This is a genomic window from Saccharibacillus endophyticus (genome assembly GCF_013185185.1).
Classification (GTDB): domain Bacteria; phylum Bacillota; class Bacilli; order Paenibacillales; family Paenibacillaceae; genus Saccharibacillus; species Saccharibacillus endophyticus.
This window is the reverse complement of record NZ_JAAZWE010000004.1, coordinates 302,313-327,247: the sequence shown is the minus strand read 5'-3', so window position 1 is coordinate 327,247 and position 24,935 is coordinate 302,313. Positions and strand designations below refer to the sequence as shown.

Annotated in this window: 22 protein-coding genes; 9 read left to right on the top strand and 13 right to left on the bottom strand. The window is 54.6% G+C overall.

Going from position 1 to position 24,935, the window contains the following annotated elements:
- Positions 1-263 precede the first annotated feature (263 nt).
- Positions 264-1,967 carry a methyl-accepting chemotaxis protein gene (locus tag HRQ63_RS16135; RefSeq protein ID WP_172245598.1) on the bottom strand — a complete coding sequence of 568 codons (1,704 nt, stop codon included), beginning with the start codon at positions 1,965-1,967 and terminating at the stop codon, positions 264-266.
- A gap of 350 nt (positions 1,968-2,317) precedes the next feature.
- On the bottom strand, positions 2,318-3,160 hold the full coding sequence (locus tag HRQ63_RS16130; protein ID WP_172245596.1) for an MBL fold metallo-hydrolase: 843 nt from the start codon (positions 3,158-3,160) through the stop codon (positions 2,318-2,320).
- Positions 3,161-3,405: 245 nt separating this feature from the next.
- Between HRQ63_RS16130 and HRQ63_RS16125 the strand changes: the two genes are divergently transcribed.
- Positions 3,406-4,710 (top strand): hypothetical protein, encoded by a 1,305-nt coding sequence (locus HRQ63_RS16125; protein WP_172245594.1) that lies wholly within the window; start codon positions 3,406-3,408, stop codon positions 4,708-4,710.
- Between the two features lie 48 nt (positions 4,711-4,758).
- Here the strand turns inward: HRQ63_RS16125 and HRQ63_RS16120 are convergent, their stop codons facing one another.
- From HRQ63_RS16120 to HRQ63_RS16095, 7 genes are all read right to left on the bottom strand, one after another.
- Complete coding sequence (locus tag HRQ63_RS16120; RefSeq protein ID WP_172245592.1) at positions 4,759-5,601, bottom strand: carbohydrate ABC transporter permease; 843 nt, start codon at positions 5,599-5,601, stop codon at positions 4,759-4,761.
- A 43-nt stretch (positions 5,602-5,644) separates the two neighbouring features.
- Entirely contained in the window at positions 5,645-6,523 is an 879-nt protein-coding gene (locus HRQ63_RS16115; RefSeq protein ID WP_172245590.1) for a carbohydrate ABC transporter permease, read from the bottom strand.
- A 92-nt stretch (positions 6,524-6,615) separates the two neighbouring features.
- Entirely contained in the window at positions 6,616-7,923 is a 1,308-nt protein-coding gene (locus HRQ63_RS16110; RefSeq protein WP_172245588.1) for an ABC transporter substrate-binding protein, read from the bottom strand.
- 585 nt (positions 7,924-8,508) lie between these two features.
- Positions 8,509-9,036, bottom strand: coding sequence for a helix-turn-helix transcriptional regulator (locus HRQ63_RS25970; RefSeq protein WP_229714229.1), 528 nt, complete (start codon positions 9,034-9,036; stop codon positions 8,509-8,511).
- Positions 9,037-9,063: 27 nt separating this feature from the next.
- Positions 9,064-9,600, bottom strand: coding sequence for a response regulator (locus HRQ63_RS25965; RefSeq protein WP_229714228.1), 537 nt, complete (start codon positions 9,598-9,600; stop codon positions 9,064-9,066).
- The gene (locus HRQ63_RS16100) at positions 9,593-11,410 is read right to left on the bottom strand and encodes a cache domain-containing sensor histidine kinase (protein ID WP_229714227.1); all 1,818 of its coding nucleotides are present in this window, start codon (positions 11,408-11,410) and stop codon (positions 9,593-9,595) included. Before HRQ63_RS16100 ends, HRQ63_RS25965 begins: the two co-directional genes overlap by 8 nt.
- Before the next feature lie 204 nt (positions 11,411-11,614).
- A complete protein-coding gene (locus HRQ63_RS16095; protein WP_172245578.1) occupies positions 11,615-12,190 on the bottom strand; it encodes a thymidine kinase in 576 nt (191 codons plus the stop codon).
- A 374-nt stretch (positions 12,191-12,564) separates the two neighbouring features.
- Here HRQ63_RS16095 and HRQ63_RS16090 point away from each other — a divergent pair, with 374 nt between their 5' ends.
- The 8 genes from HRQ63_RS16090 to HRQ63_RS16055 all read left to right on the top strand — a co-directional run bounded on the left by HRQ63_RS16090 (position 12,565) and on the right by HRQ63_RS16055 (position 21,570).
- Positions 12,565-12,918, top strand: coding sequence for a metal-sensitive transcriptional regulator (locus HRQ63_RS16090; RefSeq protein WP_037285218.1), 354 nt, complete (start codon positions 12,565-12,567; stop codon positions 12,916-12,918).
- Between the two features lie 187 nt (positions 12,919-13,105).
- Positions 13,106-13,306, top strand: a complete 201-nt coding sequence (locus HRQ63_RS16085; protein ID WP_172245576.1) for a copper ion binding protein — start codon at positions 13,106-13,108, stop codon at positions 13,304-13,306.
- Positions 13,307-13,817: 511 nt separating this feature from the next.
- On the top strand, positions 13,818-16,322 hold the full coding sequence (locus HRQ63_RS16080; protein ID WP_172245573.1) for a heavy metal translocating P-type ATPase: 2,505 nt from the start codon (positions 13,818-13,820) through the stop codon (positions 16,320-16,322).
- Between the two features lie 197 nt (positions 16,323-16,519).
- Positions 16,520-17,416 carry a hypothetical protein gene (locus HRQ63_RS16075; RefSeq protein WP_172245571.1) on the top strand — a complete coding sequence of 299 codons (897 nt, stop codon included), beginning with the start codon at positions 16,520-16,522 and terminating at the stop codon, positions 17,414-17,416.
- Between the two features lie 187 nt (positions 17,417-17,603).
- The gene (locus tag HRQ63_RS16070; protein ID WP_172245569.1) at positions 17,604-17,858 is read left to right on the top strand and encodes a hypothetical protein; all 255 of its coding nucleotides are present in this window, start codon (positions 17,604-17,606) and stop codon (positions 17,856-17,858) included.
- Between the two features lie 229 nt (positions 17,859-18,087).
- Positions 18,088-18,837 carry an oxygen-insensitive NADPH nitroreductase gene (gene nfsA, locus HRQ63_RS16065; protein ID WP_172245567.1) on the top strand — a complete coding sequence of 250 codons (750 nt, stop codon included), beginning with the start codon at positions 18,088-18,090 and terminating at the stop codon, positions 18,835-18,837.
- Positions 18,838-18,902: 65 nt separating this feature from the next.
- Positions 18,903-19,829: a serine/threonine protein kinase gene (locus HRQ63_RS16060; protein WP_172245565.1), complete on the top strand. Its 927-nt coding sequence runs from the start codon at positions 18,903-18,905 to the stop codon at positions 19,827-19,829.
- A gap of 922 nt (positions 19,830-20,751) precedes the next feature.
- Positions 20,752-21,570: a purine-nucleoside phosphorylase gene (locus tag HRQ63_RS16055; protein WP_172245563.1), complete on the top strand. Its 819-nt coding sequence runs from the start codon at positions 20,752-20,754 to the stop codon at positions 21,568-21,570.
- 525 nt (positions 21,571-22,095) lie between these two features.
- Here the strand turns inward: HRQ63_RS16055 and HRQ63_RS16050 are convergent.
- Genes HRQ63_RS16050 through HRQ63_RS16035 form a run of 4 tightly spaced genes read right to left on the bottom strand, consistent with a single transcriptional unit; the run spans position 22,096 to position 24,903 of the window.
- Positions 22,096-22,965 carry a TatD family hydrolase gene (locus tag HRQ63_RS16050; RefSeq protein ID WP_172245561.1) on the bottom strand — a complete coding sequence of 290 codons (870 nt, stop codon included), beginning with the start codon at positions 22,963-22,965 and terminating at the stop codon, positions 22,096-22,098.
- Positions 22,966-22,994: 29 nt separating this feature from the next.
- On the bottom strand, positions 22,995-23,813 hold the full coding sequence (locus HRQ63_RS16045) for an ABC transporter ATP-binding protein (RefSeq protein WP_172245559.1): 819 nt from the start codon (positions 23,811-23,813) through the stop codon (positions 22,995-22,997).
- The gene (locus HRQ63_RS16040) at positions 23,810-24,607 is read right to left on the bottom strand and encodes an ABC transporter permease (protein ID WP_172245557.1); all 798 of its coding nucleotides are present in this window, start codon (positions 24,605-24,607) and stop codon (positions 23,810-23,812) included. The genes HRQ63_RS16045 and HRQ63_RS16040 overlap by 4 nt, the downstream gene beginning before the upstream one ends.
- Positions 24,604-24,903, bottom strand: coding sequence for a thiamine-binding protein (locus HRQ63_RS16035; RefSeq protein WP_037285198.1), 300 nt, complete (start codon positions 24,901-24,903; stop codon positions 24,604-24,606). The genes HRQ63_RS16040 and HRQ63_RS16035 overlap by 4 nt, the downstream gene beginning before the upstream one ends.
- Positions 24,904-24,935 lie beyond the last annotated feature (32 nt).

Genomic DNA, 24,935 nt, shown 5'->3' with positions numbered 1-24,935 from the left:
ACTCCTGCACGAATCTTACTCTCCGCCACGAGCTTTTCATTAAAACCAAACTTCCCCCACCGCACAAAACCCCGGCATATAATCTGCCGGGGTTTTTGGTGTATGGTAAACGGCCGCGGGAAAGGGAAGGAACTCTTTCCCGCAGGCGGTGGCGTTCCGCCCGCGGCCGAGAAACATGCTTAAGTTTTGAGGTTCGGACTTCGTCCGATTGTCCGGCAAGGGTGCGATTCCGCCGGAGTTTCGCGAACCCGATCCATGTCCGGTTACAGCTTGAACTTCGTCATCTCCTGCTGAAGATCTTCGGCGAGTTGGGAGAGGTAACGGGCGGAGCCGTTGACTTCTTCCATGGTGGACAGTTGTTCCTCGCTCGCGGCGCTGACTTCTTGAAGACCTGCGGCGCCTTGTTCGGTGACGCGACCTATGCTTTGCATCGCGCGGCCGATTTCGACGGATTGGCCGGAAGCGGAAGCGATGGAGCGGGAGATTTCGCCGATTCGGCCGGAGACGTCGGCGACCGAACGCTGGATCGAAGAGAAGGAATCGGATACGCGTCCGGCGCCTTCGACGCCCTGCTTCACTCGACCTGCGGCTTCGTTCATGGAGACGACGGCTTTGCGGCTTTCGTCTTGGACGGAACGAACCGTTTCCGTGATTTGCGAAGCGGATTCGGCAGCAGACTCGGCCAGCTTGCGGATTTCTTGGGCCACGACGTCGAAGCCTCTTCCGGCTTCTCCGGCACGCGCGGCTTCGATCGAAGCGTTCAGCGCGAGCAGATTCGTTTGCTTGGCGACTTGTTGAATCGCGGAGACGAGCATGTCGATATCTTCGATGCGGCGCTCCAACGACGTCATCACGGCTCCGGTATGGCTTACGCTGGTATCGATATCCCGGATTTGTTGCAGCACTTCATGGACTTCGCTCAAGCCTGCATTGGCGGACTGTTCGGTGCGTTCGGCAAGTTCGGCGATCGACTCGCTGCCGCCGCGGATGCTGGTCATATGATCGGCGAGTTGATCGGCCGAGTGCGAGACGCCGGATACCGTCCGCGTTTGCGTCTCGAAGCCGTCAGCCAGAACGCTGGACGAAGAAGCGATGTGACCGGAAGCGACGGCTGTTTGTTCGGCGCTTGCCGTCAGCTGCTCGGAAGACGCGGACAGGGTCATGGCGCTCTCGTCTACTTTTTGGATGATGCCGCGAAGACCTGCGATCATGCCGTTGAAGGAATACGACAGCTGCCCGATTTCGTCGCGGGATTGATAGTCGGCTCGGACCGTAAGATCGCCGTTTGCCGCATTTTGCATCAGCTGCTGGATATTGCGAAGCGGCGCGGAGACCGCGCGGGCAATCAGGTAACCGACGATCAAAGAGAGTGCGATGCCTGCTGCCAGCAGGGAGAGAATCAGGAGCAGGGACCCGTTTTTGAGCGCGACGGTTTGCTCGCTGCTGTTTTGGGCTTCGTTGGCCTGCAAGGTGGTGATGCTTTGCAGCATATCGTTCGTTTCCTGACGGAGCGATTGAACTTTTTCCGAAAATACGGAGTAAGCTTGATCGTTTTCGTTTTGTTCGCTCAAAGTCACGACTTCTTCAAGCGCGGCGCGATAATTCGGAACGACGGCGCGAAAAGCGTCATACTGCGTTTTCATTTCGGTGGACATGTCCAAGGTGCTCAACTGTTCGTAATAAGCGTTATTCGATTTTTGTGCTTGGGTGAGCGCGTCTTTGAGTTTAGCAAGCTGCGCCTGGTCGGTAGCGATGATCATTTCGAGCACGATCGACTGCATCGAGATATTGTTGGTGCGTACTTCGTCCAAAATCGCCATGGCTTTCACGTTCTCGTTGTACATGCGTTCCGAAGCGTCGGACACTTTCTTGGTGGCGTCGTAGCCGCTGTAACCGACTGCGGCCAGCAGAAGGGCGGAGATGAAAGTAAGAATCAAGATTTTCCAGCGGACGTTCAAGTTTTTCATGGTGTGGGCCTCCTGAGCTTTTTGAAAAGAGAAGAGAGAGGCCCTCCCTATTTCAAAAGTCTTAATTTGTCGAATAAAGTCTAATAATTGTTATATCGGTAAGGTATGAAAAGATTTGAATACTCTTTTTTGAATTTTTTGGATTTTTATTTCCGAAAATAGATCTTAAGACTTAATTTTATAGTGATTCATTCGACAAAATTAAGAAAAAAGACTGGGAATCAAGGAATTTCTGATCCTTGATTCCCAGTCTATGTCTAGCGAATGAATGAAAGATGAACGAAAGCTGAAGATGCGATAAAAATCCTGCAGCGCGTCCGATCGATCACAACGGCAGTTTTTTTCGATATTCAAGTTTCCGGATCGATATGCGCCGAATCCACGTAGCGGCCTGCCGCGGGAACCGCTACTGTATCGAAATTGCTGCTTAGCTGCTCGAGTCCTTGCGAAAGCTCGGCTCCTGCCATCGGTTCGCCGTGGCCGGTAATCGCTGAAGCAGGCCGTAAGGCAGCCAGTCGGGCGACCGAGGTACGCGCCGCTTCCCAGTTCGGCGTGAAATACGTAGGCGGTCCGTGGATCTCGCGGCGCTGAGTGAGTACGGCCAGCGCCGACTCCTGCTTCACCGTGATAAAAGCATCTCCGGCCACCAGCGTACCGTCCGAGCTGCGAAACAGCGAGATGTGTCCTTCCGAATGGCCCGGAGTATGCAGCCAGCGCCATTCGGGCAGGAAGGGAACGCTTCCATCCGCAGGCATCGGCTGAACGCGTTCTCCGAGATCGATGCCTTTGTTCGGATAAAACGGAGCCGATGCTGCCATCAGTCCGCCGCCGACGGTCGGATCGCCGGGCGGATAATCCGCTTTGCCCGTCAAAAACGGAAGTTCTTGTTCATGGGCGTATAAAGGAACGTCCGGGAATAGATCAAGCAGATCATCAAGCGAACCGGTATGGTCGAAATGGCCGTGGGTGAGCAGGATCGCCTCGGGCTTTTCCCGTCCGAAGCGTTCGCGAGCCGCCTTCACGATCTTGGACGCGGAACCGGGCATTCCGGTATCGACGAGTACCCATTCGCCTCCCGGCCTGCCGATCATCACGACATTGACGATTTTGGTACGCAGATAAGTGACGTCTTCAGGCAGACGATCTTCGGGACGGCTTGCGTCCGGCACACCGGAGTTCGGATAGTCTTGCATGGGCGTTGCACCTCCACATGGTTGAGTTGCCCTGTTTTACCCGTAACGGGGAGCGCTGACACAGCAGCATAGCGGTCAATTCTTGCAGTTAGGCGGCAAAAAACGTGAAGTTGAGCGGCCGATGGCGGCATGCTATGATGAGCGCAAATCAAACGAATTCGGACGCTGTTGGGATTCGCGGCATCGCCGTCGATTCGAATGCCGCGATAAAACGAGGTTCGACAGAAGCAGGGAGGAAGCGAACGATGCGAAAACAGGAGGAGCCGCGACGAGAGATTTTATCCGACCGGACATTCATGATCTGGATGGTTCTGCTAGGCGTCGCTGCCGCGGGAATCCGCTTCGCGGTCGCTTTTCCGCACGGAGGCTTCATGAGCGACCAGCAGCTTTTTGTCGATTGGATGGAGCAGGTGCGGCAGCGCGGCTTGGCGAGCGTATATATCGAAGGAAGCAGCATCAACTATCCGCCGATCTTCCTGCTGCTGATGGATCTTTATCGCGCAGCGGTCGGATGGTTCGGCATTGTGCCGGCGGCGGGCGAGCTTTCTTTTAAAGGCGTGCTGATCGTGCTGGATCTGATTTTGCTCGCCGCCGCTCTGCCCTTGACCCGTTCGGCGGGACGCACGCGCAGCCGATTGTTCGTGTTGGCGCTGCTGGCCCTGAATCCGGCTTTGATCTTCGGCAGCGCGTCTTGGGGGCAAGTCGATATGCTGCACAGCATGCTGATGGCCGCGATGCTTCTCATGCTGCCGAGTCTGCCTCTGCTTGCGGGCGTATTGTTCGCGCTGGCGCTGCTCAGCAAGTTTCAGGCCGTGACGCTGCTTGCCGTGCTGGGCATTTATTTCCTGCGACGCTTGGCCAATCGGCAAGGCATTCGTTCACTAGCGTTGTTCGCAGCAGGGTTTACAAGCATCATGGGCGTAACGGCCGTGTTTTTCGCGCAGGCAGGCGGTCTTCAGGCGATGGTAAAAGGAGCTTATCTCAGCGCCGTCGGCATGTATCCGCAGGTGACGATGAACGCGATGAACATTTGGTATTACTTTATCGGCACATCACCCACAACGCCGGATACGACACGGGTTTTCGGCGTGCTCACGCTGCGGTCGGCCGGGTTTCTGTTGCTTGCACTGTTCGTTGCGTTTGCGGCGGTCTACTTATGGAAAAGTCGCCTGAATGCTTCGTCATTGCTCAAAAGCGCCGCACTCGTCAACTTTGCCTTTTTCATGCTGCCGACCGAGATTCATGAACGCTATAGCGTTCCGGCACTGGTGCTGTCCATCTTTGTGTGTCTGTACGATCGCAAATGGAGAATCCCGGCGATTCTGCTCAGTCTGAGCGTGACCGCTAATCTGTGGATGGTGCAGGCGGGAACGATCGGGATCTATACGGGGTTGGTCGTCGTTTACGTGAACGTGGCGCTGCTACTTTGGATGGTCGGTTCGCTATATCGGGAGCTTCGGCAGAATCATCGCGATCGACGCACAGCCGATGACGAACGCGACTTAACAAGCGTTGTACATGGAAAAGCCCAAACCTCGGGGATCGATTGATCCGCTGGGTTCGGGCTTTTTTCATAGGGGTCATACGTATCGATCCAATTAACCTTTCACAGCCGAACCCACGGTCATCGCACGCTCCACCTGTTCGCTGAGCAGCAAGTAAACCAGTACCATCGGAAGCGAAGCGATCGTCATCACCGCGCCCATCGCGCCCCAATCCGTGCTGTATGAGCCTTGGAAAAAGAGCAGGCCGAGCGGCAACGTCTTCATGTTTTCGTCGGAGATCAGGATATAGGCCAGCGTGAATTCGTTCCAGTTGTTGAGGAATTGGAAGATGGTCACGGTCGCGATCGCGGGTAGCGCGAGCGGCAGGATGATGCGCAGGAACAGCCGATAAATGCTCGCCCCGTCCATGCAGGCCGCTTCCTCGATTTCCCGGGGAATACCCATCAGGAACCCGTAGAACACCATCGTGGAAAAAGGCAGTCCGAGCGCGATATACGGAATGATGAGCGCACCATACGTGTTGGTCAGATGGAAGTCGCGCACCAGTATCGCCAGCGGGATCATGATAACCTGAAGCGGCATGAACATGCCCACAATCATATAGGTTCGGGCCGCGGAGCGGAACCGCCAGCGCATTCTTGCCACGGCAAAAGCGAACATAAGGGCCAGAATCAGAATGAACACCGTCGAGATCAGGGAGACGACGAAGCTGTTCAGGAAATACCTCGGAATATTGAACTGCGTCCAGGCATTCACATAGTTTTCGAACCGGAAGTGCGTCGGCAGTCCGAACGGGTTGGTCACGAAGATTTCGTCATTGTTTTTCAGCGAGTAGGATATCATCCAGATCAGCGGGTAGATCGAGACGATCAAATACAGCCACAGCGGGATTTGCAGGATAAAGCGTCCGAGCGGCTGGAGTTTTTTCAAGGTCATGGGATTCTCCTTTCGGTGATGCGCAGACGGGTCATGAAAAGGATCAAGCCGTCTGTTCGCGGTCGAATACCCGGTTGATAATCATCGTTGCGGCCAGGGAAATCAGCACGAGCAGCACCGATACCGCGCAGGCGTAACCATAGTTGCTTTCCATAAAAGCATAGCGGTAGATCATGAAGGTCATCGTGTAGTTGGTCGTGCCGGGTCCGCCGTTGGTCATGATCAGCATTTGGACGAAAGCGCCGATCCCGGACGTGATAGCGATCGTAAAGCAGAACTTGTACGTCTCGCGCATCAGCGGAAGCGTGACATGCCAGTGGGCGCGCCATTTGCCGCAGCCGTCGATGGTCGCTGCTTCGAAATAATCTTCGGGGACGGCTTTAACGCCTGCATAGAGCAGCGCGAACTGGTAACCCATGAACTGCCAAGCGTTGACGAAAGCGATCGCGATGATCGATTCGGTCGGCGAGCTGAGCCAATTTTGGCGATAGGACAATCCGAGCATCTCGAATAGGCGATTAATCAGTCCGTTGGTCGGGTCATAGATCGCTATCCACAGTTGGCAGACTACGGTAACGGACAGAACGACCGGGATAAAATAAGCGGTCTTGAGCAGCCTTCTGCCGCGCGTGCGCGGGTTGGCGCAGACCAAAGCCAGCACCGTGCCCAGACCGATCTGGAACACGACGAGCACCAGCGCGAACAACGCACCGTTTTTCAAAGAAGTCAGCAACAGCGGATCGCCGAACAGTTCCTTGTAATTGTCCAAGCCGATAAAGGTCGCCGTGCTGAGGCCGTCCCACTCGTAGAAGCTGCGGAAGACGCCTTGAAGCACGGGATAGATCAAGATAACGCTGTACAGGATAAGCGCGGGAAGCAGGAAAAGCGCCAGTGCAGCTTTGTTGCCCAAGTATTTGTTCATGAGAAGGTTCGACTCCTTGCTCTCCCGTCAAAATCGAACCCCGTACGAGGAAAGAACGTCGGGGTTCGGGCGGAATTATTGGGTGGATCGGATTATTGATTTTGCTTTTCGAGCGTGCGGTTCAAGTTGCCGATAAAGTCTTCTTGCGTAAAGCCGTCGACCAGCATGTTCTGCGTGTTATCGTTCATGGCATTTTGAATTTCGGTGCTGCTGAGTGCTTTCGCATATTGGGTCGCGTTCGGCAGAAGCTCGTCCGCGACTCTTTGCATCATGGCCGGAACATCGCCTGCGATTTCTTTGTCGACCTTCGGCGTCACGATCGGGCTGCCCAGCTTGGTGTATCGGTATTCGGCAGACTTTTTCGCAATAAAGGCCGCGACTTCAACAGCCGTTTCCTTGTTTTTGCTGCCCGGCGAGACGGCATAGCCGCCAGGCGCGCCCGCTCCGTTGATGGAACTTTTCGCTTGCTCGAACGTCGCTTCGTCCTTGGCCGGCCAGTACATCCAGTCGACTTGGTCGCCCAGTTTCTCGGTGGAGCTGTAGATTTCCCATTGACCGTTGACGAACATCGCGGCTTTGCCTTGGTAGAACAGCGAGGATGCTTGGTCATAGTTGGTGTTGGTCGCATTGGCATCGAACAGTCCTGCGGTTTGCAGATTCTTCATTTGCTCGGCAGCGGTGACAAAGGCTTCCGGCAAAGCCGTTACGCCTGGTTCGTCGAGTGCGCCAAGTCCTTGCGAATCTTCGCGAGTCACGAGGCCGTTATAGAAGGCGTTGGTGATCCATTTTTCTTTGGCAAAAATGGATAGTGGCAGATAACCGGCTTCTTTAAGCTTGGTCGAAGCTGCGATCAGTTCGTCGTACGTCTTGATCGGAGTGTCAATACCGACTTCGTCGAAGATCGTTTTGTTGTAATACAGAAGTTGGAATTCGATGCCCGTGTCCGGGAAGGCATACACATGACCGTCCGGCGCGATCAGACGCGATTCCACGCCCGTATTCAAATTGTTTTTATAGTCAGTCGTTGCCGAATAGTCGTCCAGCAGTTCTACGTTTTTGGATTTGGCGAATGTCTGAAGCGTCGTCCAATCCGTGAAGTAAATATCCGGCATATTGCCTGTCGCCGCGTAGGTCTTCAGCTTCTGATACCCGTCTTGCACCGCCGAATCGAGCACGATCTCTACATCCGGCATTTCCTTCTTGAGTTCTTCTACCGCGTAATCGAACGGTCCTTTGGTATCTTCGTCGAAATGCTGCGCGTAGACCTTAATCTGAACTTTGCCGCCTTCCGCAGCCGCCTGCGTCGTATCGTTCGCCGCCTGCGATCCGCAAGCCGATACTAGCAGTGCCGTGGAAAGCGCTATCACAACTGCGCCTAGACGATTGTTGAACAATTTCATGGGTGTGCCCCCTTTGTCTGTTTGAAAAGCTGTCTTTCATCCGGTTACGCCCTCATTATAGTCCGCCCCCACTCAGCTATTAAGGCACAAAACGGGCCATACCCGGACAAAACGGGACAACCTGCAAAAAGCGGCTCTAAATTAAGAGCCGCCTAGATGTCGAGAAAGTCACGTTTGCGCGGGAAGCGAGAAGACTCCGAGAGAAATTCGTTCCGGTCGCGTGTTGAAATCGAGAAAAGGATTAAATTTTTAGCGGAATTTTCTCGATTTCAAAGGCGAACGCTATCGCTCCTACACTGAATTTCTCTCTCTGTCTTCTCTCTTCCAGTCACGTTGGATTTTCTCACACGTTAAGTGGCTCCAAATCAAGAGCCGCTTTATGTTTCTTATTTCTAATCTTTTGACTTTGACCTTCCTACACTTCAAATCTTTGAAGCGAAGCGAGAGGCGGAGGGGGAAATTCAGTTCAGGACGCCTTTGAACCCGGAAAGCTACTCCCCGAATCTTCATCTATGCTTCCGGGTGAGACAGCGTCCTGAACGAATTTCCCCCGCAGCCGCCCCGCGCTTCCCTACAAATCCCCCCTCACAAATATCCCCTCGCGATTCGTTCGTATTCGCTTGGCGTCACGCCGAAGCGTTTTTTAAAACTTTTGCTGAAATATCCTGGATCGGCATAGCCGATGCTCTCTGCGATATCAGCGAGCTTTCGATTGCCTTCCAGTAGTAGCGCCCGCGCTTTTTTCATTCGGATATGCGTGATATGTTCCATGACCGAGTATCCGGATTCTTTGCGGAATACGCGCCGCAAATAACTGGGGTCGACATATACGCCGCCTGCGACCTGTTCGGCAGATAGTTCGCTGTCCGTATAATGCTTCTCGATGTACGCAACCGCCGAAGCGAAGAGCAAGGAAGACTTAGTCGGACGGGTGTCGGAGGTCAATTGAATCACGCGACGGTACAGCGACAGCAGCCACTGCTCGGCCTCGTCCCAGGAGTTCAGCGCCTTCATCCGTTCATGCGGCGATTGATCGCCCTCGCTTTCCCAGACGCGTGAATACGAAAAGCCGCGTTCGCCCGCATACGAGAGCGCGAGCGACACGAAGCCCATTGTCATCGCATCCGCGTATTCGTCGCCCTAGGACCGGCAGCGAAGCAGCTTGATTGCCTTGCGGACTTCCTCCAGCGTCTCGCTATCGCGCATCCGCAGCGCCATCACGATCGTATCGCGGATATGGCCGAGATCGTGTTCGTTTTCCTCCATGTGGTCCGCCTGCGCTTCGTCTTCGCGGCGCGGCAGTTCCGGTAGGCGGGGAATGATGCGTGTCAACGTCGCGATCATTTCTTCCTCGTTGAACGGCTTGAGCAGATAATCTTGCACGCCGGTGCGGATCGCTTTTTGCAAATAGTCGAATTCGTTGTGGCCGGAGATAAACACGATCGCAATCCGGTCAAAACGCGTCTTCAATCTCGAAGCCAGCTCGATTCCGTCCATGATCGGCATGTTAATGTCCACCAACGCCACATGCGGCCGATGCTTCTCAGCTTCGAGCAGCGCTTCGTTTCCGTTCCGTGCTTCGCAGCATATCTCGAAGCCGAGCGCGGCCCAATCCATTTTGAGCCTCAAGTAATCCCGGAAAAGGGGCTCGTCGTCCACGATCATCACTTTATACATGAGGCTCATCTCCTTGGGTATGCAAAATGGGCAGCGAAAGTTCCACAACTGTTCCTTCGCCGGGTGTGCTGTCGATCTTCAAGCCATAGTCATCGCCGAAATATAACTTTAACCGCTGCCGCACGCTGTACGTACCGACCGAAACGGCTTCTTCCTGCGACTGTGCGGTTAGGATCGAACGTACGCGGGCTTCGTCCATCCCCATGCCGTTGTCGCTGACCCGAATGCGCACCCGATCGCCGTTCGCTTCCGCGCGAATCGAGATAAAGCCCATGCGTCCGGTCGGCTTCAAGCCGTGGTAGATCGCGTTTTCCACCAGCGGTTGCAGGGACAGTTTCGGAATAGGCGTACCGGACAGCTCAGAGGGAATATCCAGTTCATAGCGGAAAACGTCGGGATAACGGATCTGCATGATCGCCAGATAATCGTCAGTGAGCGCGGCTTCTTTTTCTAGAATAATCAGCTCTCGTCCCTGACTCAATACGGTTCGGTAAAAGTCGGCCAGCGCCTTCGTTGTGTCCCGCGCGTCGTCGTTGCGATCGAGCTCGTTCAGCACATAGATCGTATCTAAGGTGTTGTAGAGAAAATGCGGCTTGATCTGTGCGCTGACGAGCGCCAGCTCATATTCCCGTTTGCGCTTCTGCTCTAAGGTCACTTCCTCAAGCAGTTCGCGCACGCGGCGCACCATGAAGTTGAACGCTTGGGAGATCGTGCCGAGTTCGTCTTCGCTTTTAATCTCGGTTACCGGATTCAGTTCGCCTCGCACCACCTGCCGCATAGCCCGAGTCAGACGTTCGAGCGGACCGACGACCATGCGGGAAAGGAAATTCGCCCCTAGCCACGAAAAGATCAAGCACATCGCGCCCACCAGTATCGTCAAGCGGCCGTTCTCCTGCACGTCTGCCGTCAACAACTTCAGCGAGACGACGTTAACCAGTTCCCACTCCATCGGAGCGTAGCGGCTGACCGTAACCAGATTGCCTTTTTCCCAATAGGAAAAGACATCTGATCCGCTGTTTGCCCGTTGCTGCCCATTCTGCTGGATAGCGCTGCGAAGCGACGGAGGTACCTCCTCCAACAAATTTGATTTGTCGGCAGCGGCCGTAATGCGCATCTCGCTGTCGACGAAATAATAAGCTTTGGGAGCAGCGGGGTCACTGGATTGGAGGAAGGCGGAGAATCGTTCTTCTTTCATGAGCAAAAACAGCGTGCCCAGCGTCTCGCCCGAGTTGATGTCGATGACCCTTTTGCCGAGCGTGAGGACAGGAGAAGCAGGGTCGGGGGTCAGGTAGCTGCGGCGCTCCATCGGAAACCATTGATCGGTGCCGTAACTGCCGGCTTCGCGTACGCGTTCGAGCATGCCGCTGTCGGCAAAGCCGCTTTCGTCGTTGGCCGTCATGTAGGAGGCGTGCATCGTTCCGTCTCGGGTAACGAACACGGCGGCATCCACTTCGCGGAAGATCGACAGGTCGATACTGAGACGGCTCTGCATCAGATTGGCGAAGCGATTTTTCTCGAGCGGCGTCGTGCCGGGGGATTGCGTTTCGTATAAGCGATTGATGTCCGTGACCATGATGTTCGAGGCGGTCTCGGCACTGCGAAACAGATAGTCCGTACGGGAAAGGATCAGCTTCGACTCGTCCGCCACATTGCGCGTCGTGCGTTCGATCAGCGAGGTGCTGAACAGATGGCTGGACAGCAGTCCAAGCGTGAGCAGCGAGAGAATCAGCAGCGGCATAAACACGGCCATGACTTTGCTTTTAAAGCGGAGTCTGCCGAAAAATTTGCGGACGAGCGGTGCGATTTTCAATCCAACTTCCCCCTCAGGGCCAGAATATGCATCATGGTATCACATGGACTTGACGGGAAGGAAGCGCTTTTTTTATCAAAAGTGAGAGTTGGGTACGGGTGGGGGGTATCGAATTTAGGCAGAAGTAGATGAAGCAAAAAGGCCAGTATCCCTGTTCAAATCTGACAAGGAACCGGCCTATCTATGTGTATAAAATGAATCGGCTTAAAGCGGCGGGTTGGCGTGGCATTTGCGGCAAACGGGGAAGTAACGGTCGTTTCCGCCGATCTGGATCTGTTCGCCGTCGTAGAGCGGTTTGCGGTTCTCGTCGACGCGCAGCGCCATCGTGGCTTTACGTTCGCAGAACCAGCAGATCGTTTTCATTTCCTCGATCTTGTCCGCGTACAACAGCATATATTGACTGCCTTCGAACAATTCGTTGCGGAAGTCGTTTTTGAGACCGAAGCCCATGACCGGGATGTTCAGCTCGTCCACGATTTGCGTCATTTGCAGCACTTGCTCCTTGGTCACAAACTGCACCTCGTCGAACAGCACGCAGCTGATCTTTTGGCCTTGATAATTTTTCACTTCGTTGTACAGGTTCGTGCTGGCGTAGACCGGAATCGCTTCGCGTTTCATGCCGATGCGGGAAGAGACATGCCCGACCTCGTCGCGATCGTCGATGCCGGAGGTGAAGATCAGTACGTTTTTGTTTTGCTCTTCGTAGTTATGGGCGACCTTCAGGATCTCGATGGATTTCCCGCTGTTCATTGCCCCGTATTTGAAAAAAAGTTGCGCCATGATTGTATTCGCTCCTTAGCTGTGAAGTCCGACTTTCATTGTAGCAGGAAAAAAGAGGGGGACAAAGAGAAATTGGCGAGGGAGGCGCTGCGGGAGAAATTCGTTCAGAACGCTGTCTCGCGCAGAAAGCCTACGGCTTTCCGCGCTCAAAGGCGTTCTTCACTGAATTTCTCCCTCCGCTAGGTCGTCCCACGAAAGATTTCTTTTTGAGGGGGAGTAGGTAAGGGAAAGAAGATTAAAAATTTCATATTCTGATCACAATTATGTGTTGTAGCCAAAGAAATATCTAAAAACTCTTTACATACCCTATGGGGGTATATTAGAATGAAGGCAGATCGAAGGTGGGCTTATACATCCAAGAAGGGAGTGGACTTATGACGATTCAGAAGAAGGTGGAGCCGGTTTCGGAGGGCGAGCACTGTCATACGCCTGGAGAAGACGGTAAGCTGCCGCGTAAAAGTCATCATTCCGAAGCGACGAAAAGCAATCTCGTTTCCCGGTTGAACCGCGTCGAAGGCCAAATCCGCGGCATCAAGGGCATGATCGAAAAAGACACTTACTGCGACGACGTTCTTAACCAGATCGCCGCTGCCCAATCCGCCCTCAACAGCGTCGGCCGCCTTTTGCTCGAAGGCCATATGAAGAGCTGCGTGGTCGAACGGATCGAGGCAGGGGAGACCGAAGTGATTGACGAATTGTTGATTACGGTGAATAAATTATTGAAGTAAAAATGTTCGTAACCCTCACCTTAGCGACTGTGATGAAAGCTTTTGTTGCAAGACGGTTCAACTTGCAACAAAAGGTATCCGGAGAGCGATTCCAATCAGGGTTACGAACAGTAAAAATGTTCGCAATCTTCCATTAGCGACTTTGACGAAAGCTTTTAAAATCCCATTTCCCAAGGAGGAACCACCCATGCAAACTACAACCCTTAACGTCGAAGGCATGTCCTGCAACCACTGCGTCAAAGCTGTCGAAGGCGCGGTAAAAGAAGCCGGAGCGCAAGGTACGGTCGATCTCGGCGCGAAAACGGTAGACGTCTCTTATGACGAAGCTACTGTCAGCCTGGACGCGATCAAAGCGGCAATCGAAGACCAAGGCTACGACATCGTCTAATCCACGCCTCATCAAGTCCGTCGAGCCGATCATCGTACCTTGTCAACACCAAAGGTAAGGTTACGCCCGGTAGAAATTTCGTACCTAAGCCGTGTACGAAGTTTCTACCGGAATCATGGTTTCATTCGAACGTAATCCTCCGATTAAGAGTCGACAAGGTCATAACCTCGTCGGACTTTTCTGTTTGCCGGCGTCCGATTTTTAAAGGATCGCATGTCCGTTAAACGCCTGATTCGGATCAGCTTTCAAACGTAACGGATCCTAGAAACGCTTAGACGTCAAAATAGGACTCAAATCCAACAAAAGGAACGATTTTCTCGGCTAAGCGTCGCCTCGTTCCGTTAGAATTTTTAAACGGCCGATTTTTGCCTCTAGCGTCATGTGATTCCGTTAAAAGTACAATACTTCGACATCGCGGATCGGTTTCGGCTCAAGGCCGAATTCGGCCTTTTCTCAGCCGTGAAACATACCCCCTAAGGGTATGTGGAAAATCAAAAAGGAGGTCGCCCCCATGTCTACCCAAACACAGGCACCGGATTCGCCATCGTCGCCCAATGCCCGCACCCAACAAGCTACCCTGCAAATTAGCGGCATGACCTGTGCAGCCTGCTCCAACCGTATCGAAAAAGGCTTGAACCGGATGCCCGGCATCGCCGCGGCCAACGTCAATCTGGCGCTGGAAAAAGCATCCGTCGATTATAATCCGAAAGAAACCGACATCGCCGAGATCGAACGCAAGATCGAATCGCTCGGTTACGGCACGGTCAAAGACGCATCCGACTTCGACATCACCGGAATGACCTGCGCGGCTTGCTCGGCCCGGATCGAAAAAGGCTTGAACCGCATGCCCGGCGTTCTGAACGCCAGCGTCAATCTTGCCCTGGAGACTGCGCACGTGGAATATTCGCCGGGCGCGCTCGATTCCGGGGACATCATGCGAAAAGTCCAGCAGCTCGGCTACGGGGCGAAGCTGAAGCAGGAGGGCGAAGAACGCGATCGCGGCGGCGAAGATCGTAAACGCCTCACCAAGCTGATCATCTCCGCGCTGCTCTCGCTGCCTCTGCTCTGGGCGATGGCCGGACATTTCTCGTTCACTTCGTTTATTTATGTACCGGAGATTTTCATGAATCCATGGTTCCAACTGGCTCTTGCCACGCCGGTCCAGCTCATCATCGGCTGGCAGTTCTACGTCGGCGCCTATAAAGCGCTGCGTAACGGTAGTGCCAACATGGATGTACTGGTCGCTCTGGGCACGTCTGCCGCTTACTTTTACAGTCTGTATCTATCCATTCAGTGGGCAATCGGCGGCGGTACCCCAAGCGATGCTGCCGGACACGATGCCATGAACATGGCGGGTCACGGCATGCCGGAATTGTATTTTGAAACGAGTGCCGTGCTGATCACGCTGGTTCTCGTCGGCAAATGGTTCGAGTCCAGAGCCAAAGGCCGCTCGTCCGATGCCATTCGCAGCCTGATGGGGCTTCAAGCCAAGACGGCCATCGTGGTTCGGGACGGGGCGGAAACCGAAATTCCGGTCGAAGAAGTCGCGGTCGGCGATATCGTGCGCGTTCGTCCGGGCGAGAAAATTCCGGTGGACGGCACCGTGACCGAAGGGCGTTCCTCCGTCGACGAATCGATGCTGACCGGCGAAAGCCTTCCGGTCGGCAAAGAGCCGGGTTCGTCGGTTGCCGGAGCCACGATCAACAAAAACGGAGCGCTGCTGGTCAAAGCGACAAAGGTCGGACGCGATACCGCGCTGGCACAGATCGTGCGCGTCGTGGAAGAAGCTCAGGGGTCGAAGGCTCCGATCCAACGCATGGCCGACGTAATCTCCGGAATCTTCGTGCCGATCGTCGTGGGTATAGCGATCGTGACCTTCGCGATCTGGTATTTCGCGGTCGATTCCGGCGATTTCCCGGGTGCGTTGGAAAAAGCGATCGCCGTACTGGTTATCGCTTGTCCCTGTGCGCTTGGCCTGGCTACGCCGACTTCGATCATGGCAGGTTCCGGTCGCGCGGCCGAGTTCGGCATTCTGTTCAAAGGCGGCGAACACCTGGAAACCGCGCGCAGCGTGGATACGATCGTTTTGGACAAGACAGGCACGGTTACGAAAGGCAAACCGGAACTGACCGATGTCGTCGCCTATGCCGTAGAGGAAAACGAACTGCTGGCACTGGTCGGAGCGGCGGAAAATGCGTCCGAACATCCTTTGGCTGAAGCATTGGTACGGGGCGTCGGCGAACGCGGAATTTCGATGCCTCAAGCCGAAAGCTTCGAATCGCTGCCCGGCTACGGGATTACGGCTGTCGTATCGGGACGCGAACTTCTGATCGGGACGCGTCGTTTGCTGCAAGAGCGCAACATCGAAGCGGCTTCCGCATTAGCGGATATGGAACGCCTCGAAAACGAAGGGAAGACGGCGATGCTGGTCGCGATCGACGGCCGACTGGCGGGCGTGGTGGCCGTGGCGGATACGCTCAAAGAATCGTCGCCGGAAGCGATTCGCCGCCTGCATCAAATGGGACTGCGCGTCATCATGATTACCGGCGATAATCGGGCGACCGCACTTGCAATCGCAGCTCAGGCCGGTATTCGCGAGAATGACGTATTGGCCGAAGTCCTTCCGGAAGGCAAAGCCGAAGAAGTGAAAAAGCTGCAGCAAGCGGGCCGCAAAGTCGCCATGGTCGGGGACGGAATCAATGACGCGCCGGCGTTGGCGACAGCGGATACGGGGATGGCCATCGGCACGGGCACCGACGTGGCGATGGAAGCTGCGGATATCACGTTGATGCGCGGCGATCTGAACAGCGTCGCCGATGCCATCCTGATGAGCCGCCGTACGATGGACAATATTCGCCAGAACCTGTTCTGGGCGCTCGGCTATAACGTGGTCGGCATTCCGATCGCGGCAATCGGCTTCCTGGCTCCTTGGTTGGCCGGAGCGGCGATGGCCTTCAGCTCGGTGTCGGTTGTGCTGAACGCGCTGCGCTTGCAGCGAGTGAAGCTGAATCGGTAAAATACAAGTAAGCGAGCGACGTGAAGAGTTTTTTAGCTCCTAACGTCGCTTTTTGTTATCTTTATTTTCGCATATTGAATAAAATTTTCGAATCTCCGAGTCCGTTTTCGAATTCGTGCGTATTATAGGCAAAAGATTATGAATTCGTTTACATGAATGCAATTTCGCAACGATCCCTATTCCGAGGAGGCCTTTTGATGAACGAACCTAAAAAGCGTACCCGCAAAAAAATCCCGGCCTTGGCTGCCATGGCGCTGATGACCGCTCTGACCGGTTCGATTCTGCCGGCAGAACGCGTTGAAGCTGCGGCTGCGCCTTCCGGTTTCAATGCCGTATCCGCCAAAAGCGACGTGTCCGGAATGTGGACCTATATCGAAAAAAACGCGGCATCTTCATCCCCGGCATCCGTGACCGTCTGGTTGCGCCGTTTGGAGACGGTACAGAATAAGCGTTTGCCGGGCTTGGAAGAAGCGTTGAGCCGGGAACCGATTCAGGATGCGCTCATGAACACGGACGGCATTTACGGCGATTGGAAAAAAGGAACGCGCACGGGCAACGCTCAAGCGGATAAGCTGCTGGCGGAGATCGAGAACAACGGCTACGTGCTCGACTCGACGGAAGGCTACTTTTTCCCGAAAATCGATTATTTGCGCTACATGAAGCAAGCCTCGCGAACGACCGGGCGTTACGCCGATTATCTCAAGATTCGTTCGGACGAGACGGTCAGCGAACTGACCAAGGATGCGGGATTGATGGTGAGCTGGAAGGAGTTGGTCGAGAGGGCGGAACGCCAGAGCCGCTATTTGGTAAGTTATCCGAACACGCCGGAGACGGAAACCGTGCAGCAGATGTATGACCAATCGCTGTATATTGTTTTATACGGCACGGATAACGTGCCTCTGTTCGATTACGATACGCGCAAGATCGATCCCGAAGCGAAAGCGGCGTATCGGAAGCAAATCCGAACCAAAAGCCAGTCTCCGTTCACCAAGATGCTGCGCAATTATACAAGGGTACTTGAACAAAACGGCGGAACACTCACCAAGTCGGTCGAAGCTTTCCGTGACGTGCGCAATCCGTGGGTGGAAGAATAGGCTCTCATAAGGTGATGCCTACTCCCTTAATCGTGATACCGAATCTATTTTTGACGAACGTGTGTCAGCGTTTTCGAGTTTTCACCCTGTAATTTCCATAAAACGTGAGTCAAAGCCTACAACAAACGTTAAATATACAAAAAGCTCAATCATGATGTCGCTTAAGATCACGTGAGGAGGAAAAGGAATGAGCAGAAGCCGCCGGGCAGTCCAGCAACATTTGCCGTTTACCGCCGCTTTCGCGCTCATTCAGGCATTGCGCGATCCCTCGGGAATGCTCGTTCGGGAAACGGATGAGCCAAGCAGTGAATATCCGTCGCCTAAACCGTTAAACTTCGCCTCAAGCCATGATTCATTCCGGCCTGATTTTATGAATACGCTTTCTAATGAACCGTTATCGGAGAAGAAGGAGCGTGGGACTCACTTTGGGTATGGCGAATAAGAATACAGGCAAGGCGGATAAAGGTTCCGGCATAAGCATCGATCCGAAACGGGATTCATGCTTGAAGTCGGAGCCTTTTTGCGTTTTGGAAGGGAGCGGGACAAGTATGCGATCTGACGTCTCTTGCAAGGACCGCATCGGGGTTTCATAATAGAAACGACGCGAATATGCGCCAAGCAAAAGTTCGTACCGAGGTTTTACAGATTCCATACGGAAAGAAGGCATTTCGATGAACGATACGATTTCCCTGTTAATGAATCACCGTTCCGTTCGCAAATATACGGATCAACCCGTTTCGCAGGAGCAGCTTGAGGCGATTGTGGCTGCCGGGCAAATGGCGTCCAGCTCCAGCAACGTTCAGGCGTACAGCGTCGTAGCGGTTACCGATCCCGACTTGAAAAATAAGCTGTCCGAATGCGCGGGCGATCAGGCCTATATTCAGGAGTGCCCGGTATTCCTGGTGTGGTGCGCAGACCTCTCCCGATTGAAAAAAGCAGCCGAGACGCATCAACCGGGCGCATCCTCTTACGAGGGAGCCGCCGAAAACTTCGTCGTGGCAACGGTCGATGTGGCGCTGGCGTCACAAAACGCGGCCGTGGCTGCGGAATCGCTGGGACTCGGCATCGTGTACATCGGCGGCATTCGCAACCAAATCGAAACGGTCTCGGACCTGCTCGGCCTGCCGGAATACGTTTATCCGGTCTTCGGGATGTGCGTGGGCTATCCGGACCCGAATCATGGGGCCGGTCTGCGTCCTCGCCTTCCGCAGGAAGCCGTATTGCATATGAACGGTTACCATGTTGAACAAAACGAGCGCGGCGTACAGGCTTACGACGAGACGGCGGTCCGTTATATTACGGCGCGCACGAACGGCCAGCGCACGACTTCGTGGTCGGAGCAAATGGCGGCCAAATTAACCAACCCGTCGCGGTTGCAGCTGCGTTCGTTTTTGGAGAGCAAAGGCTTTAATAAACAATAAGCAGCATATGAAGCGGATGTGCCGGGTTCGATCACAATCGGCATAGCCGCATGAAGGAGTGCAGGATGCTTCAATCCATCAAAGAATTCATCCGAGCTTGGCGCGACTACCCGGTTCAACCCGGTCAACGGATCGGCGAGCGTTACGAAGTGGCCGAGCTGCTGGGCATGGGCAGTTACGGTCTGAGCTATCGCTGCATCGATCGGCAGGACGGCCGCGAGGTAGCGCTGAAGCAGGCCAAGCCGAGTCGGCGCCGATTGGCGGGGCTGCTGCTGAGGCGGGAACGCGATGCGCTGCTGGCGATGGAACATCCGTCCATTCCGCGCTGCAAAGACTTTTTTAAATATCGAAAAAGAGACTGGCTGGCGGCGGATTATATACGGGGCCGAACGCTGGAAGATTTGATTTTCGAGGAAAGGCGAGTGTTCGACGAAGCGGATTGCTTGCGCTGGGCGCTGGAACTGCTGGATTTGATCGGATATGTGCATGCCCGCGGCTACGTTCATCTCGATATCCGCATTCCCAACGTGATGATGGACGAAAAGGGCATTCATCTGATCGATTTCGGACTGGCGCGTCGAATCGGTGAAGATGAGGTCAAAGCGCCGGACGGTTCTTTGATAGAAGGACGGATGCCGGCCCGAATCTACTCGGACCTGGAGGATGCGGGGCATTTGCTGCTTTATATGCTTTACTCCGGGTATGCGCCGCCGGGCGAAGGGACTTCTCCTGCTTCAAAGCTCCTTCAACACTCGCCGAGTTCGCATGCGGTCTCGCATCCCCGTGATCGGGAAGCGGCTTTTGCGGCAGGGAAAAGCATGCCTGTGCCGCTGCCGGAATCGGGCGAGCCCTCATGGGAGGACGAATTGGATTTATCGGCACGGACGAAAAGGCTGCTGCGCCGTTTGCTGCGCTTGGATACGCCTTTTGCGGACACGGGCGAAGCACAGAAGGCAATTAGTGAGAGCCTGGACGCCCTTCGTAACGATTGATCGTTCATTTTTACACGCACGAACAGGCCGTTCCCTTCGTCATTGCGACGAGGAGAACGGCCTGTTTGCGCTGCCGGCGTACACGCTGCCGCTGCTGCTGCGGATCAACTGGAGCTTCCGGATTTTCTTTTATAGTAGGAATGACCGTGACGTCCGTACCCGCCGTGTTTATGGTTGGAAGACGAGGAGCGCGAGTATCTTGGGCGATCGCTGCTGGAGCCGCGGTAACGGCGGCTTCGGTGGCTGCTCGACCCTCGTTTGTGGCTGGAACTTGATGCGGAATGGACAATTTTATCTACAATTTTTTTGAACATATCATTTTCCTCCTTGGGTGTGAGCGCCGCATCCAATCGATGCTCCGGCGATGAAAGATATACGGGGCGTCGGGCTGCCGCGTTTCGTTTTCGGTGCGGCTTGCGCGTATATCCTTGCTTGAATTTTACCCGATCTCCAGCAGGCAGAATATGAAATCTTGATTAGAAAAATTTCATTGAAGACAAGCGTGGAGCAAGCGCGAGAAGCCACGGTTTACAGGCAACGCTTCTCCCGGTAAACTGGTTGAGGGCGTGTACGCAAACCTGCTAAAAATCTTTTCGGTTTTCAGAGGTTTGCGTACACGCCCTGGGCGAGCCGCGGCTGGTACCTTGTCAACGCTAAAAGTAAGGTTATGTTCGACTAAAACGCACCTAAAGCGTGTACATTTCAGTCGAACATAACCTCGGATTAAGAGTTGACAAGGTACTAGTATCTTGTCTTGAATAAATTGCAGGTTTACGTTCGTTTGAAACGCGCATGGTTCTAGTGCGTTTCAGGCGGGCGAAACCATTCATTAATCCTAGACAAGCTACTAGCGGGATTCGTATTCGTCTAAGCTTTGCAGCGGCACGTCGTTCGTGAAGTCACCATCCAAGGAGGATTCATCATGCAAAAAACACAAGAAATTTTGGAAGCCCGCGACTTTATCACGGGTAAAACGCAGCACCAACCGACCATCGGCCTGATTCTGGGCTCGGGTCTGGGTACGCTTGCGGACGAGATCGAAAACGCGGTCGTGATTCCATATGCCGAAATCCCGTACTTTGCCAAGTCCGAAGCGGTGGGCCATGCCAACGAGCTGGTGATCGGACAATTGAAAGGCAAAACGGTAGTAGCCATGAAAGGCCGTTTCCACTACTACGAAGGCTATACGCTGCCGGAAGTGACGTTCCCGGTTCGCGTGATGAAGGCCCTCGGCGTGGAAACGGTAATCGTGACCAACGCTTGCGGAGCGGTCAATACCAGCTTCAATCCGGGCGACTTGATGCTGATTACCGATCACATCAACCTGGTAGCCAACAACCCGCTGATCGGGCCGAACAACGACGAACTGGGCGTTCGTTTCCCGGACATGTCGCAGGTCTACAACCCGGAACTGCGGGCCTTGGCTCAAGAAGTCGCGGCCGAACAAGGCATCGGTCTTCAACAAGGCGTATACACTTGGTGGACGGGTCCCGCTTACGAGACGCCTGCGGAAATCCGCATGATCCGCACGCTGGGCGGCGACGCGGTGGGCATGTCGACCGTTCCGGAAGCCATCGTGGCCGTGCACGGCGGCATGAAGGTGCTGGGCATTTCCTGCCTGACCAACATGGCCTGCGGCATCCTGGATCAACCGCTGAACCATGAAGAAGTCATCGAAGTCGCGGCACGCGTTCGCGAGAACTTCGTCGGACTGGTGAAGGGTGTTTTAGAGAAAGTTTAGTGGGAGCGGGGGCTGCGGGAGGTGTCGTTTCGATCGCTTGTTGAAATTGGGAAGCTGAATTGGATTTTAAGTTGAGGCTTCCCAATTTCAAAGGCGAACTATAGCGTATGCTTTCGATGTGACTTTCTTCGAAAGTCTTCGGTTTCTACACGAAACCTCCCTCCGCCCCTATGTCACTTTCTGCTTGGGGGTAGGTAGGAAAGGGCAAGATCAAGGGCAGACTACAAATAGCAATCTAAAGTGCAGGTTTGTTTTTGCACGTGCATTTTTCTTAAAACCCTAGCAGGGAGTGCCTGCTGTTAGCTTGTAAAAAAGACGATTCCGTTTGTAGACGGAATCGTCTTTTTTGTCTGAACTTGTAATTTTGTTTCCGAAAGAATGGTAAGCGGAGGGAGAAATTCAGTGAGAGACGCCTTTGAACCCGGAAAGATCCTTATTCAAATCCAATTCAACTTTCCGGGTGAGACAGCGTATTGAACGAATTTCTCCCTCCGCTCTTCGGCTCTTTCGCGAACAGGATTTCAATCAATCGTCCAAAGAATGACGACCATAAAAAAGCCGAGCGTTTTCGATCAATTGGCGTCGGGCATCTTGCTGCGTCAAACCATGCAGCTTCGCCCACTCGCGACATACCGCTTCGGTCATGGACGGATGGGTGGTTCGGCCTTCGAAAGATCCCTCGAACGGCCAAGGGCCGTCGGTTTCGGTCATGACTAAGCGGGTCGGGTAAAGGCGGGCCAATGCGCGGATTTCTTCTTCGTAGAGGAGATCCGGCGTGAACGAGATGCAATAGCCGTTTGCGATCATTCGGTTGACTGTGGACTCGGAACCTTTGAACCAGTGGAAATGGGCGCGCTTGACGCGATGGCGTTCGAGCAGGTCGCAGGCGATGTCGGCGTCTTCGTAGACGGCATGCAGGATGACGGGAAGATCATGCTTTGCGGCGAACATAATGAAGCGTTCCAGCAGCCGAACATATCCGTCTTCGTCCAACGTCTCGCCGCGTTCATTGGCTTCAAGACGGGTGTAATAAGGCAGTCCGACTTCGCCGACGGCGGTCATGCGGGAGAGGGGCAGCTTGGACTCGGGCGATTCGACGGATAACGAGGCTTGCTCTTGCATCCAGGCAAACAGTGCTTCTTCGTCTTCGGCGGACGGCAGAGGCTGTTCGGGGTGGAAGCCGTAAGCGGGACGGACAAGGTTCGGGTAACGCTCGGCCAAAGCTTCGGTTCGACGGGCGGATTCGAGATCCATCGAGACGGCGACGACGAACTCGCCGTCGACAGCCCGAAACTCTTCGAGCATAGCGGCGATTTGTTCCGGTTCGTATTTCTCCAAATGAATATGGGTATCAGCTAATCCGTAGTTTCCGGCTTTCGTGTCGGCGGCATGCATGACGGACGGTTTTCCTCCTTAGGCGAAATTCAGTTTTGGCGCGCGCTCGGCATTCCGGTGCTTTTGCGCTGTTCTTCCTTCATTAGATTCGTCAGCTCGCGGCGCAGCGACAGAAACTCCGGCGTTTCCGTAATCTCTTCGCGCCTTGGTCTTGGAAAAGGAACCTCGATGCGACGCATCGCTTCGGAAGGCCGGCCGGACAGAACGTAGATCGTATCGGACAGCAGCAAAGCTTCTTCGATATGATGCGTCACGAACAGGACGGAGCGGCGCGTTTCTTCCCAGATGTCCAATAACCAAGCCTGCATCTCGCTTCGGGTAAAAGCATCCAAAGCGCTGAACGGCTCGTCCAGGCACATCAGTTCATGCGGGCTGAGCAGGGAGCGCACGAACGCGGCTCTTTGCTGCATGCCGCCGGACAGCGTGTGCGGGTACGCTTTTTCGAATCCGGCCAGTCCGGCACGTTCCATCCAACGTCTGGCTTCTTCGAGCGATTCGCGGCGCGGAGCGCCGTTCACCTCGCGGTCGAGCACGACGTTGTCTTCAATAGTGCGCCAAGGGAACAGCGCAGGCTGCTGCGGCATATAGCCGATATGGCCACGCTCGCCGTTGATGACGCGACCGTCCAGCCGGATCTCGCCGGAGTCAGGCTTCAGCAGACCGCCGATCAGGTGGAAAAGCGTGCTTTTCCCCGAACCGGAAGGGCCGATCAGGCTGACGAACTCGCCTTTGCGCACCTGAAGCGAGACGCCGCCGATCACCGGCAGCGGTTTGCGTTTGCCGCCGAACGATTTGCGCAGACCGGACAGTTCCAGCTTGACCGGCGCTTCTTTTTCCCTATCGTTCATCTGCTTTCTCCTCCTTCCGAACTTGCGCCGCGCCGTCCTCCCCGAACGACCAGCCGCTCAATCAGCGTCACCAGCAGGAACAGCAGCAGGCTGAGCACGACGATAATGATGATCGCGGCGAAGATCCGATCGGTACGGAAAGCCGATTTTTGCAGAATCATATAGTAGCCGATGCCTTTTTGCGCGCCGATCCATTCCGCGATCACGGCACCCATGACGCTGTACGTGGCGGCGATGCGCAGGCCGGAGAACATTGAAGGCAGGGCATGCGGGAACTCCAATTTGCGAAAAATCTGCGTGCGTTTCGCTCCGATCATGCGCATATAGTTCAACATGGTGCGATCCGTCTGCGCAAAGCCGTCCATCGTCGATACGGCGACGGGGAAAAAGCAGACGAGCGTAATGACGATGATTTTGGGCAGCAGCCCGAAGCCGAACCAGATCATGAGCAGCGGCGCGAGCGCGATGGTCGGCACGTTTTGACTCAGAATCAGCAGGGGATAGAGGGCCGACTTGAGCAGCGGGACCAGATGCAGCGCGCACGCGACCAGCAGCCCGAACGTTGAGCCGATCGCGAATCCGATCAGCGTCAATTGCAGGGTAGACAACGTGTGCATCCATAGCGACGACGCGCTGCTTGATGCTTCCTGCGCGATGACGGACGGCGAGGGCAGAATCCATGCCTCGATCCCGAAGAAGCGTACCGCCGCCTCCCAAGCCGTTAAAAACAAGAGGACCGCCACAAAGGGCGGCCACGCGGAGCGGAACCATTGATTGAGCGTCGAGCGCGTCATGGACGGTATTTGGCCGTCAGACGCTCCATGCTGATGCCGTCCGGACTCGGGTAATGCGCGATTTTGATCTGGGAAATGACGCTCGGCGCGCCGGCTTCCGTCAACGCTTCATGCATCTGCCGCACGATCTCCAGCAGCTCGGGCAGTTCGCCTTCGAGCGTCGTTTCCAACGCATGCACTTCGTATTTGACGCCGGAGCGTTGAATGACTTCGATCGCTTTGTCGACGTAAGGAATGGAATCTTCGCCGTTGGGCGTTTTCGGAATCACTTGAATGCTGAGCAGAGTCGTAGCCATGAATGATCAACCTTCCTTTTATTAAGAGATAG

Bases quoted from the DNA above. Each gene is read 5' to 3' on its own strand.
- HRQ63_RS16035 (WP_037285198.1), bottom strand. From the start codon at position 24,903: ATGGCTACGACTCTGCTCAGCATTCAAGTGATTCCGAAAACGCCCAAC.
- HRQ63_RS16125 (WP_172245594.1), top strand. From the start codon at position 3,406: ATGCGAAAACAGGAGGAGCCGCGACGAGAGATTTTATCCGACCGGACA.
- HRQ63_RS16055 (WP_172245563.1), top strand. From the start codon at position 20,752: ATGCAAAAAACACAAGAAATTTTGGAAGCCCGCGACTTTATCACGGGT.
- HRQ63_RS16110 (WP_172245588.1), bottom strand. From the start codon at position 7,923: ATGAAATTGTTCAACAATCGTCTAGGCGCAGTTGTGATAGCGCTTTCC.
- HRQ63_RS16070 (WP_172245569.1), top strand. From the start codon at position 17,604: ATGAGCAGAAGCCGCCGGGCAGTCCAGCAACATTTGCCGTTTACCGCC.
- HRQ63_RS16135 (WP_172245598.1), bottom strand. From the start codon at position 1,967: ATGAAAAACTTGAACGTCCGCTGGAAAATCTTGATTCTTACTTTCATC.
- HRQ63_RS16095 (WP_172245578.1), bottom strand. From the start codon at position 12,190: ATGGCGCAACTTTTTTTCAAATACGGGGCAATGAACAGCGGGAAATCC.
- HRQ63_RS16075 (WP_172245571.1), top strand. From the start codon at position 16,520: ATGAACGAACCTAAAAAGCGTACCCGCAAAAAAATCCCGGCCTTGGCT.
- HRQ63_RS25970 (WP_229714229.1), bottom strand. From the start codon at position 9,036: ATGGGCTTCGTGTCGCTCGCGCTCTCGTATGCGGGCGAACGCGGCTTT.
- HRQ63_RS16090 (WP_037285218.1), top strand. From the start codon at position 12,565: ATGACGATTCAGAAGAAGGTGGAGCCGGTTTCGGAGGGCGAGCACTGT.
- HRQ63_RS16045 (WP_172245559.1), bottom strand. From the start codon at position 23,813: ATGAACGATAGGGAAAAAGAAGCGCCGGTCAAGCTGGAACTGTCCGGT.
- HRQ63_RS16080 (WP_172245573.1), top strand. From the start codon at position 13,818: ATGTCTACCCAAACACAGGCACCGGATTCGCCATCGTCGCCCAATGCC.
- HRQ63_RS16060 (WP_172245565.1), top strand. From the start codon at position 18,903: ATGCTTCAATCCATCAAAGAATTCATCCGAGCTTGGCGCGACTACCCG.
- HRQ63_RS16115 (WP_172245590.1), bottom strand. From the start codon at position 6,523: ATGAACAAATACTTGGGCAACAAAGCTGCACTGGCGCTTTTCCTGCTT.
- nfsA (WP_172245567.1), top strand. From the start codon at position 18,088: ATGAACGATACGATTTCCCTGTTAATGAATCACCGTTCCGTTCGCAAA.
- HRQ63_RS16130 (WP_172245596.1), bottom strand. From the start codon at position 3,160: ATGCAAGACTATCCGAACTCCGGTGTGCCGGACGCAAGCCGTCCCGAA.
- HRQ63_RS25965 (WP_229714228.1), bottom strand. From the start codon at position 9,600: ATGTATAAAGTGATGATCGTGGACGACGAGCCCCTTTTCCGGGATTAC.
- HRQ63_RS16120 (WP_172245592.1), bottom strand. From the start codon at position 5,601: ATGACCTTGAAAAAACTCCAGCCGCTCGGACGCTTTATCCTGCAAATC.
- HRQ63_RS16085 (WP_172245576.1), top strand. From the start codon at position 13,106: ATGCAAACTACAACCCTTAACGTCGAAGGCATGTCCTGCAACCACTGC.
- HRQ63_RS16050 (WP_172245561.1), bottom strand. From the start codon at position 22,965: ATGCATGCCGCCGACACGAAAGCCGGAAACTACGGATTAGCTGATACC.
- HRQ63_RS16040 (WP_172245557.1), bottom strand. From the start codon at position 24,607: ATGACGCGCTCGACGCTCAATCAATGGTTCCGCTCCGCGTGGCCGCCC.